Below are 12,130 nucleotides of genomic sequence, written 5' to 3'. Positions count from 1 at the left end.
CATCGACAGGCCGTCATGCCGGCGTTCCGCCGCGGCCCCCAAGGAGAACAACATGCAACTTCGCGCACCGGTCGTTTCCACCGTCGGCGCCCGGCGTTCCCGGGCCGCCACCGCCATCTGCGCAGCCGCGCTGGCGCTGGCGCTGTCGGCCTGCGGCGGCCGTTCGCCGGCGGTTTCCCAGGATGTGTCGCAGCCGGCCCCGCCGACGGAGGCCCACGCCCCGGCCGTGCCTGCGCCACCATCACCGGCCTATGTGCCGTCGGCCAACGCCGCCAAGGCCGCGCCGGCCGCCGAAATGCACACCCGTGCCGCCATGGCGCCGCGGCCGTACTACGTGCCTCCGCCTCCGGCGGCAGACCGCGAGCGCTACGGCGCGATCGACGAGAATGGCGTCAAGCTGGTGGCGCAGGCACCGGTGTCCACCTTCAGCATCGATGTCGATACCGGAAGCTACAGCAATATGCGCCGCCTGCTCAATGCCGGGCGCCTGCCACCCGCCGACGCGGTGCGCGTTGAGGAATTGCTGAACTACTTCCCCTATGACTACGCGCAGCCGGCCGATGGGCGGCCATTCGCCGTGCATACCGCGCTGGCGCCCGCCCCGTGGCATCCTGCCAACGTGCTGCTGCGCATCGGCATCAAGGGCAAGGACATGGCCAGCGGCGCGCTGCCGGCCGCCAATCTGGTGTTCCTGGTGGACGTGTCCGGCTCGATGAATTCGCCCGACAAGCTGCCGCTGTTGAAGTCCTCGCTCAAGCTGCTGGTGAACAAGCTGCGCCCGCAGGACCGCATCACGCTGGTCACCTACGCCAGTGGCACGCGCGTGGCGCTGCCACCCACGCCGGGCAGCGACAAGGCCGCCATCGGCGCCGCCATCGACCAACTGGTGGCAGGCGGCAGCACCGCCGGCGCCAGCGGCATCGCGCTGGCCTACCAGGCCGCGCAGCAAAGCTATATCGCCGGCGGCATCAACCGCGTGCTGCTGGCGACCGACGGCGACTTCAACGTGGGCGTGACGGACTTCAGGCAGCTGAAGAGCATGGTCGAAGAGAAGCGCAAGTCGGGCGTATCGCTGTCCACGCTCGGCTTCGGCACCGGCAACTACAACGAGCAACTGATGGAGCAGCTGGCCGATGCCGGCGACGGCGCGTACTCGTATATCGACAACCTGATGGAAGGCAACAAGGTGCTGGTCAGCGAAATGAGCTCCACGCTGGCCACCATCGCGCGCGACGTGAAGATCCAGGTGGAATTCAATCCGGCCACGGTGAAGGAGTACCGGCTGATCGGCTATGAGAACCGCATGCTGGCGCGCGAAGACTTCAACAATGACAAGGTCGATGCCGGCGACATCGGCGCGGGCCATACCGTGACCGCGCTGTACGAGCTGACGCTGGCGGGCCAGCCAGGGCTGGTCGATCCGCTGCGCTACCAGCAGCCCGCACCGGCGCCCGGGCGCGACGGCGAGCTGGCGCATGTCAAGCTGCGCTACAAGCTGCCCACGGCCAGCACCAGCCAGCTGATGGATGTCACCGTCGCCCGTCAGGCGATCCGGCCGCTGGCGCAAGGCGATGACGACTTCCGCTTCGCCGCGGCCGTGGCCGGTTTCGGCCAGGCGCTGCGCGGCGGCAAGTTTACCGGTACGTGGGGCTACGCCGATGCCCGCGCGCTGGCGCAGGGCGCGCGCGGCGCCGACCGCTTCGGCTACCGCGGCGAGTTCCTCAAGCTCGTGGACCTGGCGCAGAGCCTGGCCACGGCCGCTCCCGTCGGCACGACCGGAGCAGGATCGCCCGAGCGTGCGGCACGCTGACACCACATCGCCCCGCGAGGCAGCGGGAGGCGGGGCGACGACCTGTCGCGCCGCCTCCGCCTCTCCTATACTCCGGCGCATGCAGGCACCCGAGCCCCCACCCGAGCCCCCTTCTCCCGCAAGCCACCCGTCCGGCGACGCGCTGGCCTCGCTGCCCGACCACGACCTGATGCTGCTGGTGGCCGGCGGCATCATCGAGCAGCCCGTCACCGAGCTGTTCCGCCGCCACAATGCCGGCCTCTACAACTATGTGGCGTGGCTGTGCCAGGGCAATAGCGGCGAAGCGGAAGACATCGCACAGAAGACCTGGGTCAAGCTGATGACCCGCTGCGGCGACTACCAGCCCACTGCGGCGTTCCGCACCTTCCTGTTTCAGATCGCGCGCAATACATGGCTCGACCAGGTGCGCAGCGCCGATGCGCGCCAACGTGAGTCGCAGGATGAGCAGCCGTTGGAGATACCCGCCGACGACCTCTCGCCCGAAGCCGAACTGCAGCTGCGCCAGCACGCGCACCATGTGCATCGCGCATTGTTGCATTTGCCGGTGGCGCAGCGCGAAGTGGTGGTGCTGCGCTTCTTCAGCGATATGAGCGTCGAGGATATCGCGCTGATGCTGGGCGAGAAATTCGAGACGGTGAAGAGCCGGCTCCGCTATGCGTTCGCGCACCTGCGCGGCGAGCTGGCCGGCAGCGTGCCGGGATCGCAGGAGACGCGGTCGTGAGCGCGGTGGATCGATTTATCGATGGCGAGGACCGGCTCTCGGCGTTGCTGAAGCGCCTGCCGGCCTACGCGCCATCGGACGCGCTGGAAGCGGCCGTGCGCGCTGCCGCGCGGACAGCGCAGCAGGAAGCCGATCGGCTTCGGACCAGTGCGGCGCCGTTGCCCTTCCCCGCACCGCCAACGCTTGCCGCGGCGGTGTTGCAGGAGGCCGCGCGCGTGCAGGCGGCACAGGCAGCACGGCGCGACGCATTGCTCGATCGCGTTGCGGCGGGCCAGCCGGCAGCCGATGTGCTCGGCGCACCGGTCAGCGCCGCCACGCGCGACTGGCTTGCTGCGCAAGCGCAGGCCAACGCGGCCGCGCAGAAGGCCGAGCAGGCGCGCACCTCGCACGCCGTGCGCGCACGCCAGTGGTGGCGTTCGTTGGGACTGGCCGCGAGCGTCGCCGCGGTGGCGGGGCTTACGACCAGCATCGTGCTGAGGCAGATCGACGATGGCGCGCTGCTGCCGGCGACCACGCGCGAGATATCCGCGCCAGCACCAGCGCCCGCTGCCGACATCGCGGCTGCGCCCGCAACAGAAGCCGCACCGGAAGCCGCAGCCGCGGCGCCGGCAAGCCCGGCACCGCCAGCCGTGCAAGCCGCCCCCCCCCCGCAGCGCGAGCAACGGCGTCCCGCCACGAATGAAGACAAGCGCAGCCGCGCGCCGGCCGAACGCAGCGCACCGCGCGAATCCGCCAGGGACAGCGAGCCCGCGGCGCAAGCCAGCGAAGGCCTCTCTACCCACGCGCCGGCGATCACGGCGTCACCGCCCGCCCTGCCCATGCCGCCAGCGCCCGCTTACTCGGCCATGGCGGAAGCCGCACCGCCTGCTGCACCCGCTGCCGCAGCGCCGGCCCCGCCTCCACCACCGGCCGCCGCACCGCAGGCCAATTTCGCCCGCAAGGCCGCACCGCCGATGGCGGCCGCACGCGAGCGCGCAGCGGCCGCCGCGTCCGCTGCGCTTGCCATGACCGTGTCGACACAGGACGACCCCGCCGCGACGGCGGCGCGCCTGGACACACTGACCCCGCTCACGCTGTGGGCAGCCGAGCCGGACAATACGGAAATAAGGGAATGGGCAGAACGGCTGTGGCAGTCGCTGCCGGCGGGACAACGCCCGCCAGTGCCATTTGCCGTGCAGGCCGACCGCACGCTGGCGCCGGGCCAGGTGCGCATCGAACTGCAGCACCGCGCGCCGCAATGAGCGCGCCGGTGCGTGGTGGCTGACGTGTGAAGGTCAGCGCGCGAAGATCAGCGCGTGGTGAACGACCAGCTCAGGTCCACCGGCTGCGAACCCAGCCGGCCGGTGACGTGTACGGTATAGCGCTGCTGGCTGGCCAGCGGCGCCACCGGCGTGCAGATGGCCAGGCCGCGCGCGGCGCTGGTCAAGCCCGACGAACGGCTGTCGACCTTGACGCAGTTGACGTTGCTGCCCTGCGCATCGGTGATGGTGAAGTTGTCGGCATCGAACTGCAGCGAGGTGTTGATCGCCTGCAGCGACACCGGGTAGCCCACGGTCTTGCCCTCGTAGCCCGGCGCCGGGTTGGGGCTTTCCGTATTGACCCAGCTGGCCGGCACGTCGGCCTGGCCGTTGAACGGGTAGGCCACCATCTGGTTGTCGCTGCCGCCCTTGGAGGCGTCGGCAAGGTCGATGGTCTGGTAGTAGGTGGCTGCGGTGCCGCTGCCGTTCGGGCCCACGCTCTCGGCAAAGCCGCTGCCGGCCGAGCCGTAGCTGCCCAGCAGCGCGGCGCGGTGGAACGGCGCATTGACCAGGTCGGAGACCAGCGCGTCCTTGGGCGACATCGACAGCTGCGCATTGGCCGCCGAGGTCCAGCGGTTGGCGCCCGCCACGACTTCGGCGGTGGCGTTGGTCGGGTAGGCGGCCTGGATGCGCGCGTTCGGAGTAGCGCCGGTGTAGCCCGGCCGGCCGCTGGTTTCGTCGTGCGTCAGCGTGTTGTTGGCCAGCATGTAGGCGGTGTGGTTCTGCGCGACCGTGTTGAGCCCATCGCGCGCGGCCAGCGGCGGCAGGCCTACCTGCTCGCGGCGATAGTTGGCGTAGCACAGGCCGGCGGTGCGCGGCTCTTCCAGCACGCGGTAGTTGCTGACCGCACTGCCGCGTGCCGGCAGCAGCGTGATGCCGCTGCCGGCGGCAGGCGCCGGTGCGGCACCGCTGACGGTATAGCAGGCGCCTGCCGTGGAAGTCGAACCGGTCTGGCCGCCCGTCGGCGTGCTGCCCTGCCCTGCTGTCTGCGTGGAGCCCTGCGGAGAGCCGGCCGAGGTGCCGGCATCGCCGCCATCGCCACCGCCGCCGCCACAGGCGGACAGCGCCAGCGCGGCAGCGGCGCAAAGGGTGGTCAGGGCGAGCGTGGTGCGCCGCGCGCGTCGCGGCAGAGTCTCTTGGCAATCAGCAAGCAAGCGTGTCCCGGTCATCGGTCTGAATCGTCGTGGTAGTCGGAGGAAGGAGACTGCCCGGAGGATCCGCCGAGGCGGACAGCCAGCAAGACAACCTGCGCAAGCGCCGGATGGAACGAGGCTCGCGCCGGAGGCGCCGGGGGCAGAAAGACCGGTCGATGGTATTGGCGTCAAACGCGAGGGTCTAGCCTGTGAACAATTGCTTACGTGTGACCCGCGCGCGGCGCACCGGAGCGCCGCATCCGGCGCCTGGCGTCGGCTCCATGCGTATGCTGGAGCGCTCAGGCAGCGCTCGTCACATCCGCCGTGCCGCCGAGTGACGCCATCACCGCCATCAGCTGCTCCCGCAGCCAGCGATTGGCGCCGTCGTTCTCGCCGCCCGCATGCCAGTACAGGTGCAGTTCGAGCGTCGGCACCTTGAAGGGCAGCGAGAGCAGCCGGTTGGCATAAGGCTCGTTGGCGATACGCGCATAGCGCAGCGGCAGCGTGGCCAGGAGGTCGGTGCAGCTGACCACCCGGCAGGCGGCGGCGTAATGCTGGCAGCGCAGGCGCACGCGCCGTGTCAGGCCCATGCGGTGCAGCGCCTGATCTTCCAGCCCGGCGCCGCGGCGGCGCGACGACACATGCACATGCTCGGCCGCCAGGTAGCGCTCGAGCGTCAGCTCCTTCTTGACCAGCGGATGGTCGCGCCGCGCCAGTACCACCATCGGGTCGTCCATGAACGGCGCATGGTGGATGGCGGGCGACACCGGCAGCAGGATGTCGATGGCGGCATCAATGGTGCCGGCCAGCAGCTCGGATTCCATCTCGCGCCGGTCAAAACGGATCGCGGCAATCTCCACATGCGGCGCCACCGCGGTCACGCGCGCCATAAGCGGCGGCAACAGCGTGGATTCCAGCGCGTCCCGCATGCCGATGGTGAAGCGCCGCACGGTATTGGTGGGGTCGAAGTGCGGCGTGTCCTGCAGCGTCCGCGCAAACGACTGCAGCGCGGTGCGCACCTCGGCCGCCAGCGAGCGCGCCAGCGGCGTGGGCGCCATGCCCTGGCCGCGCCGCTCGAACAGCGGGTCGTCGAACAGCGTGCGCAGCCGGCCCAGCGCATGGCTGACCGCCGGCTGCGTCAGGTTGAGCTGGCGCGCGGCCGCGGTGATGCTGCCTTCGCTGTAGATGGCGTCGAACACCACGAAGAGATTGAGGTCGATGCGGGAGAGCTGCATGCGTGGATTCTGTCATGGAATGCAGGGAATTGATACTGGCAAATCCAGAAAATTCATTTTTCTAATTATCGACTTTCAGATAGAGTGCATTCCATCGGCCCATGCCGCACTGATGCCGAGGCAATACGGCGCCGCCGCCCACCCTGGCGTCCACTGATCCGTAGCGAGGAGACCACATGGATTTCGAATACAGCCCGAAGGTCAAGGAAATGCAGGCCAAGCTGCTGGCCTTCTTCGACCAGCACATCTACCCGAACGAAAAGCGTTTCGCGGAGGAAATCGACGCCAACCGCCGCGCGGGCAACGCCTGGGTGCCGACCAAGGTGATCGAGGAACTGAAGCCGCTGGCGCGTGAAGCCGGGCTGTGGAACCTGTTCCTGCCGCGCTCGCCGCGTGCGCCGCAGGGCCTGTCGAACCTGGAATACGCCACGCTGTGCGAGATCATGGGCCGGGTGCCCTGGTCGGCCGAGGTGTTCAACTGCGCCGCGCCCGACACCGGCAACATGGAAACGCTGGAGCGCTACGCGTCCGAAGAACTGAAGGACAAGTGGCTGGAGCCGCTGCTGGCCGGCGAGATCCGCTCGGCCTTCCTGATGACCGAGCCCGCCGTGGCCTCGTCGGACGCGACCAATATCGAATGCCGCATCGAGCGCGATGGCGACCACTATGTGATCAACGGCACCAAGTGGTGGTCGTCGGGCGCGGGCGACCCGCGCTGCAAGGTCTACATCGTGATGGGCAAGACCAATCCCGACGCCGGCCGCCATGAGCAGCAGTCGATGGTGGTGGTGCCGGCCGATACCCCGGGCATCACCATCAAGCGCTTCCTGCCGGTATTCGGCTACGACGATGCGCCGCACGGCCACATGGAGATCGAGCTGAAGGACGTGCGCGTGCCGGTCTCGAACATCCTGCTGGGCGAAGGCCGCGGCTTCGAGATCGCGCAGGGCCGCCTCGGCCCGGGCCGCATCCACCACTGCATGCGCAGCATCGGCGTGGCCGAGCGCGCGCTGGAGCTGCTGTGCAAGCGCGCACTGTCGCGCGTGGCCTTCGGCAAGCCGGTTTCGAGCCAGGGTGTGACGCAAGAGCGCATCGCCGAAGCCCGCTGCGAGATCGAGATGGCGCGCCTGCTGACGCTCAAGGCCGCATACATGATGGACACCGTGGGCAACAAGGTGGCCAAGGCCGAGATCGCCATGATCAAGGTGATCGCCCCCAACGTCGCGCTGAAAGTGATCGACTGGGCCATCCAGGTCCACGGCGCGGCCGGCGTGTCCAGCGACTTCCCGCTGGCCAACTGGTGGGCGCATCAGCGCACGCTGCGCCTGGCCGACGGCCCGGACGAGGTGCACCGCAACGCCATCGCCAAGCTGGAGCTGGCCAAGCACATGAACGTGAACCCGGACAGCATCAAGATGCCGGTGGCACGCGGTTTCTGACCGTCGGGCCATGCCGAGGGGCCCCGCCCCTGCCGGCAGCATGGAAAACGCGCAGCCCGTCTGCGCGTTTTTTTCTTCTGTGCTTAAATCGCCCGGTTCGCCACGTCAGTGGTTGATGTGGCCACTTTGATCGCAGCCAGGAGACCTTTTGCGATGATCGACGTCTACACCTGGGCAACGCCCAACGGCCACAAAGTCCACATCATGCTGGAGGAATGCGGCCTGGAGTACAAGGTCCATCCGATCAACATCGGCGCCGGAGACCAGTTCGGCGAGGACTTCCTGAAGATCAGCCCGAACAACAAGATCCCGGCGATCGTGGATCCGGACGGCCCGGACGGCAAGCCGATCTCGCTGTTCGAGTCGGGCGCCATCCTGCTTTACCTCGCCGGCAAGACCGGCAAGTTCCTGCCCGAGGACGTGCGCGGCAAGTACCAGGCGCTGCAGTGGCTGATGTTCCAGATGGGCGGCGTCGGCCCGATGCTGGGCCAGACGCACCATTTCCGCATCTACGCGCCCGAGAAGATCGAGTACGCGGTCAACCGCTACACCAACGAAGCCAGGCGCCTGTACGGCGTGATCGACACGCAGCTGTCGAAGCACGCGTACCTGGCCGGCGACGAATACACCATCGCCGACATCGCCACCTTCCCGTGGTTGCGCAGCTGGCAGAACCAGGGCGTGGAGCTGGACGACTATCCCGACCTGAAGCGCTGGTTCAACGAGATCGCCGAGCGTCCCGCGGTCAAGCGCGGCGTGGAAGTGCTGGCCAGCGCGCGCAAGGCGCTGCAGGACGACAAGGCGCGCGAGGTCCTGTTCGGCGCGACGCAGTACAAGCGGCACTGAAGCCGCCGGGGTCTGGCCCGGGCGCCATGCCTCCGCGCTCAGGCCGCCACCAGCGCATGGCACGCGGCGGCACGCCCGTCCGCGTGCCGGATGGCGCGCCCGCTTCCGCTCACACCTCCGCCTGCGCCCACGGCGATGCCATCGCCGGGCCCGAAGCAGCACAGCAGTCCGGTCCCCGGCAGCAGCACGTCCAGGCGGCATGACTCGTGCGGATCCGGCGCGTAGATCGCGCCAGGCTGCAGGAAGGCCACGTCGACCCCGGCATGTGCATGGGCCTCATGCCAATGCAGGCCGATCGCGCCGCGATAGCACAGCGCCCAGCGCAGGCCGCGCGCCTGCAGGCGCCGGGCCCAGTCCTCCACGGACGGGTCGAGCTGGATGAACGCCGGCTGCACGCCATACCCCGCCCCGCCAGTGCCTTGGCCGGGGCTGCCCCCGGCTTCTTCCGTCCCGACCGCGGCGATGCTGCCCAGCGCGCAGCGGCGCGCGCCCTCCGGCAGCGACACCGCGCACGCCGCATTGTCCTGCTGCCGCGGCACTGCGCGCACAAAAGATGGTGTCGACCATCGCCCGCACCTGCATCGGCACGCCCCGCGCGGGCGCGAACAGTTCGCCGCCGCCCATCAGCAGGCAGTCGTGCCCGGGCGCCGACATGCGCAGGCCGCCGCGCAGGCAGCCCCACCACTCATTGCGGTCTGCCACAAAGGCGTCCTGTGTCTCGCCGGCGCAGAGGAAGACGTAGTCGCAGGTATCGCCGAGGCCAGCCGAGGCGGTCAGCACGCGCGACTGGAATCCGAGAGTGAGGTCCGCCGGGGTATGGCGGCCGGAATGGAGGGCGCGCATCCGCGCCTCGAACAGCGTGAAGATCTGCATGGCAATTCCCCTGGCAGGGCGACAGGACGCAAGTATCCCGTCGACGCATGCCGCACGCTTGTCAGCGTTGCGTGCGGCATTGCGCAGTGGCCCGTTTGGCACGGCCATGCAGGCCGTCCGGATCATGCCATCGTGCCGCGCCAAGTTGGCTGGCGCATCCCTTATTCCGCGGATCAGGCACCGATAGTGAGGAGGAGAATAAGTTGTCGTGGCCTCAGGGTCAAACCCTTAGCCTCAGACCACTCCGAACTCTTCACGACCCCATGACTTCTCGACATCTCAGACTATTCGGATTGCATCTTGCCTGGCTACGCAAGCAGCGGGGCTGGTCCCAGGAAACCCTGTCGCTCGAAAGCGGTCTGGCGCGCTCGTACCTGAGCGGCATCGAAGGCGGCAAGCGCAATGTGGCGCTGATCAATATCTGCACACTGGCCGAGACCCTTGCCGTGCCGCCATCCGAAATGCTGGACTTCAGCCTGCTGGACTTCAGCCGCCACAACGCCAGCCAGTTGCAAGTGGAACAGCCGCGCATGCCTTTCGGTAACCGGCAGCAGGCAGCGATCGAGGCCACCGTGCGCCATATGGCCGAACTGAGCGAGCCCGAGCTGAACGTGGCGGCGGCGGTGGCGCGGGCGCTGGCTGGCAAGGGCAGCTTCCGCCCGCCCGTGGGCTATGTCAGGCACGCCACCAAGCCCGGCGCCGCCGACGACACCGGGGGCTAGACGCCCAGCATGCCCTGCCGTTCGATAAAGCGGATGACCTCGTCCAGGCCCTGCCCGGACTTGATGCTGCCCATCACGAACGGCCGGGCGCCGCGCATCTTGCGCGCATCGCTTTCCATTACTTCCAGCGAGGCGCCCACGTACGGCGCCAGGTCCGTCTTGTTGATCACCAGCAGGTCGGACTTGGTGATGCCGGGCCCACCCTTTCTCGGAATTTTCTCACCGCCGGCGACGTCGATAACGTAGATCGTCAAATCAGAAAGTTCTGGGCTGAAGGTTGCAGCCAGGTTGTCGCCGCCGGATTCGATGAACACCACGTCGGCGTCCGGGAACCTGGCCAGCATGCGGTCGACCGCTTCCAGGTTGATCGACGCGTCCTCGCGGATCGCTGTGTGCGGGCAGCCGCCGGTTTCCACGCCCATGATGCGCTCGGCCGGCAGCGCGCCGGAGATCGTCAGCAGGCGCTGGTCTTCCTTGGTGTAGATGTCGTTGGTGATGGCGACCAGGTCATAGCGGTCGCGCATCGCCTTGCACAGCATCTCGAGCAACGTGGTCTTGCCGGAGCCGACCGGGCCGCCGACGCCGACGCGCAGCGGAGGGTTCTTCTTGGTACGGGCCTGGGTCATGGTGAAGTGTGGATTCAGGATCGGAACAGCCGGGAGTACTGCGTTTCGTGGCGTGCGGAAAGCAGGCCCAGCATCGGTGAAAAAGTAGAGAGTTGTGGCGGCGCGGAATCGGCGCGGCGCACGGCTTCCTCTACGGTATCGAGCACCGCTGCGTGCAGGCGGCGCAGCATGTGTTGCCCGGCCACCTGGCCTAGCGGCACTGCCTTGATTGCGGCGGCTACCTGGTTCTCGGCCCAGTTGAAGCAGTAGGCGGCAAGCCCGTCGCGCGCATCGACCTGCAGCGCCACGCATGCCGCGGTGAAGGCCGTCGGCAGGCAGACCGGCGACAGCGCCGCCAGCGCGTCACGCAGCGCCGGGGTGCCCCACTCCATCTGCGCAATCAGCTTTGCCAGCGACCAGCCCATCTGCTCGGTCTCCAGCCGCAGTTCGGAGGTCTCGCGCGTGGCGTGGAACCAGTCGTTCCATGCCTTCACTTGCGCGGCGTCGCCGGACAGCCAGTGGCGATGCAGCAGCAGCCACAGCGGCGCTTCGCATTGCGCCTGCACGTGCAACAGGTTGTCGCGGATCCAGCGTTCGGCGGTCGGCGCGTCATGCACGTTGCCGCAATCGATGGCGGCCTCCAGGCCTTGCGAATAGCTGAAGCCGCCGATGGGCAGCGCGGGGGATGCGAGGTGGAGCAGGGAGATGAGTTGGGAAAGGCCGGGCATGATACGGCGACTCAATGCAGACAGCGCGGGTCAGCGCTTGTGACCACAGTGGTCATCATGGACATGATGCGGATCGCCATGATCGTGGGCATGGTCATGGCTATGGCCGTGCCCATGCGAGTGAGAGTGCGCATGCGAGTGCCCGTGCTCATGGTCATGCGCATGGCTGTGATCATGCCCATGATGCTCCTGAAACACCGCCTGCGCCGCCGCATAGTCCTCGGCAAACGTCGCATCATGCCCATGCTTGTGCCCGCCGCCATAGGCCCCAGCCTCCGGCTCGAATGGCAACTCCGCACGCTCGGCGCGCACGCCCAGCCGCTTCAGCATGTCGGCCAGCACCTGGTCGTATTCCAGCCGCAGGTAATCGCGCCCGATCTCCACCGGCGTGTGCCGATTGCCAAGGTGATACGCCGCGCGCATCAGCGCGTGCGGATCATCCGAGCGCACTTCCAGCACGGTTTCAGCGGCGGCCTGCACCTCAATAAAGCTGCCGTTCTCCGCCACCAGCAAGTCGCCACCCCGCAGCACGGTACCGCGCGGCAGGAACAACGCGGCTTCCTCACCATTGTCGAGCACCGCCCGCAGGCGACTCTTGCTACGTTCGGAGAAAGGCAGCACCAGCTTGGTAGCACGGCGCACCAGCACCGGCGCGATGCCGTGCGGGGCGCTCAGGAGTTTGTCGATCTTCAGCATGCGGGATCCGGGGCTCCGCCCCGG

At 68.3% G+C, this 12,130-nt stretch carries 12 protein-coding genes; 6 read left to right on the top strand and 6 right to left on the bottom strand.

The window, feature by feature from the left end; translation table 11 throughout:
• Window positions 1-52: 52 nt before the first annotated feature.
• The 3 genes from ABNX08_RS05205 to ABNX08_RS05195 all read left to right on the top strand — a co-directional run bounded on the left by ABNX08_RS05205 (window position 53) and on the right by ABNX08_RS05195 (window position 3,772).
• Window positions 53-1,810, top strand: a complete 1,758-nt coding sequence (locus tag ABNX08_RS05205; protein WP_022534105.1) for a VWA domain-containing protein — start codon at window positions 53-55, stop codon at window positions 1,808-1,810.
• 79 nt (window positions 1,811-1,889) lie between these two features.
• Window positions 1,890-2,531 (top strand): sigma-70 family RNA polymerase sigma factor, encoded by a 642-nt coding sequence (locus ABNX08_RS05200; protein ID WP_041680968.1) that lies wholly within the window; start codon window positions 1,890-1,892, stop codon window positions 2,529-2,531.
• Window positions 2,528-3,772 carry a hypothetical protein gene (locus ABNX08_RS05195; protein ID WP_022534103.1) on the top strand — a complete coding sequence of 415 codons (1,245 nt, stop codon included), beginning with the start codon at window positions 2,528-2,530 and terminating at the stop codon, window positions 3,770-3,772. Before ABNX08_RS05200 ends, ABNX08_RS05195 begins: the two co-directional genes overlap by 4 nt.
• Before the next feature lie 47 nt (window positions 3,773-3,819).
• Here ABNX08_RS05195 and ABNX08_RS05190 read toward each other — a convergent pair whose 3' ends face one another.
• Together ABNX08_RS05190 and ABNX08_RS05185 are read right to left on the bottom strand one after the other, a co-directional pair.
• Window positions 3,820-4,998 carry a CAP domain-containing protein gene (locus ABNX08_RS05190; RefSeq protein ID WP_022534102.1) on the bottom strand — a complete coding sequence of 393 codons (1,179 nt, stop codon included), beginning with the start codon at window positions 4,996-4,998 and terminating at the stop codon, window positions 3,820-3,822.
• A 263-nt stretch (window positions 4,999-5,261) separates the two neighbouring features.
• Complete coding sequence (locus ABNX08_RS05185) at window positions 5,262-6,197, bottom strand: LysR family transcriptional regulator (RefSeq protein ID WP_022534101.1); 936 nt, start codon at window positions 6,195-6,197, stop codon at window positions 5,262-5,264.
• 176 nt (window positions 6,198-6,373) lie between these two features.
• On the opposite strand from ABNX08_RS05185, the gene ABNX08_RS05180 reads away from it, so the two are divergent.
• Both ABNX08_RS05180 and ABNX08_RS05175 read left to right on the top strand, forming a co-directional pair.
• A complete protein-coding gene (locus tag ABNX08_RS05180; RefSeq protein WP_022534100.1) occupies window positions 6,374-7,636 on the top strand; it encodes an acyl-CoA dehydrogenase family protein in 1,263 nt (420 codons plus the stop codon).
• Window positions 7,637-7,789: 153 nt separating this feature from the next.
• Window positions 7,790-8,482, top strand: a complete 693-nt coding sequence (locus ABNX08_RS05175; protein WP_022534099.1) for a glutathione binding-like protein — start codon at window positions 7,790-7,792, stop codon at window positions 8,480-8,482.
• Window positions 8,483-8,520: 38 nt separating this feature from the next.
• Here the strand turns inward: ABNX08_RS05175 and ABNX08_RS05170 are convergent, their stop codons facing one another.
• The gene (locus ABNX08_RS05170) at window positions 8,521-9,030 is read right to left on the bottom strand and encodes a hypothetical protein (protein WP_022534098.1); all 510 of its coding nucleotides are present in this window, start codon (window positions 9,028-9,030) and stop codon (window positions 8,521-8,523) included.
• Window positions 9,031-9,618: 588 nt separating this feature from the next.
• On the opposite strand from ABNX08_RS05170, the gene ABNX08_RS05165 reads away from it, so the two are divergent.
• Complete coding sequence (locus ABNX08_RS05165; protein WP_022534097.1) at window positions 9,619-10,077, top strand: helix-turn-helix domain-containing protein; 459 nt, start codon at window positions 9,619-9,621, stop codon at window positions 10,075-10,077.
• Here the strand turns inward: ABNX08_RS05165 and ureG are convergent.
• From ureG to ureE, 3 genes are read right to left on the bottom strand one after another with little or no spacing between them, the layout of a single operon-like run.
• Entirely contained in the window at window positions 10,074-10,703 is a 630-nt protein-coding gene (ureG, locus tag ABNX08_RS05160; protein WP_022534096.1) for an urease accessory protein UreG, read from the bottom strand. The genes ABNX08_RS05165 and ureG overlap by 4 nt on opposite strands.
• A 14-nt stretch (window positions 10,704-10,717) precedes the next feature.
• On the bottom strand, window positions 10,718-11,410 hold the full coding sequence (locus ABNX08_RS05155) for an urease accessory protein UreF (RefSeq protein ID WP_022534095.1): 693 nt from the start codon (window positions 11,408-11,410) through the stop codon (window positions 10,718-10,720).
• A 30-nt stretch (window positions 11,411-11,440) separates the two neighbouring features.
• Window positions 11,441-12,106 (bottom strand): urease accessory protein UreE, encoded by a 666-nt coding sequence (ureE, locus tag ABNX08_RS05150; RefSeq protein WP_022534094.1) that lies wholly within the window; start codon window positions 12,104-12,106, stop codon window positions 11,441-11,443.
• Window positions 12,107-12,130 lie beyond the last annotated feature (24 nt).

Origin of the sequence: Cupriavidus sp. DF5525 (assembly GCF_040149425.2) — a bacterium.
Classification (GTDB): domain Bacteria; phylum Pseudomonadota; class Gammaproteobacteria; order Burkholderiales; family Burkholderiaceae; genus Cupriavidus; species Cupriavidus pickettii_A.
Note: the sequence above shows the minus strand (reverse complement) of the source record. Positions and strands in the feature narration are given on the sequence as shown.

Bases quoted from the DNA above. Each gene is read 5' to 3' on its own strand.
- ABNX08_RS05190 (WP_022534102.1), bottom strand. From the start codon at position 4,998: ATGACCGGGACACGCTTGCTTGCTGATTGCCAAGAGACTCTGCCGCGA.
- ureE (WP_022534094.1), bottom strand. From the start codon at position 12,106: ATGCTGAAGATCGACAAACTCCTGAGCGCCCCGCACGGCATCGCGCCG.
- ureG (WP_022534096.1), bottom strand. From the start codon at position 10,703: ATGACCCAGGCCCGTACCAAGAAGAACCCTCCGCTGCGCGTCGGCGTC.
- ABNX08_RS05155 (WP_022534095.1), bottom strand. From the start codon at position 11,410: ATGCCCGGCCTTTCCCAACTCATCTCCCTGCTCCACCTCGCATCCCCC.
- ABNX08_RS05180 (WP_022534100.1), top strand. From the start codon at position 6,374: ATGGATTTCGAATACAGCCCGAAGGTCAAGGAAATGCAGGCCAAGCTG.
- ABNX08_RS05175 (WP_022534099.1), top strand. From the start codon at position 7,790: ATGATCGACGTCTACACCTGGGCAACGCCCAACGGCCACAAAGTCCAC.
- ABNX08_RS05165 (WP_022534097.1), top strand. From the start codon at position 9,619: ATGACTTCTCGACATCTCAGACTATTCGGATTGCATCTTGCCTGGCTA.
- ABNX08_RS05200 (WP_041680968.1), top strand. From the start codon at position 1,890: ATGCAGGCACCCGAGCCCCCACCCGAGCCCCCTTCTCCCGCAAGCCAC.
- ABNX08_RS05205 (WP_022534105.1), top strand. From the start codon at position 53: ATGCAACTTCGCGCACCGGTCGTTTCCACCGTCGGCGCCCGGCGTTCC.
- ABNX08_RS05185 (WP_022534101.1), bottom strand. From the start codon at position 6,197: ATGCAGCTCTCCCGCATCGACCTCAATCTCTTCGTGGTGTTCGACGCC.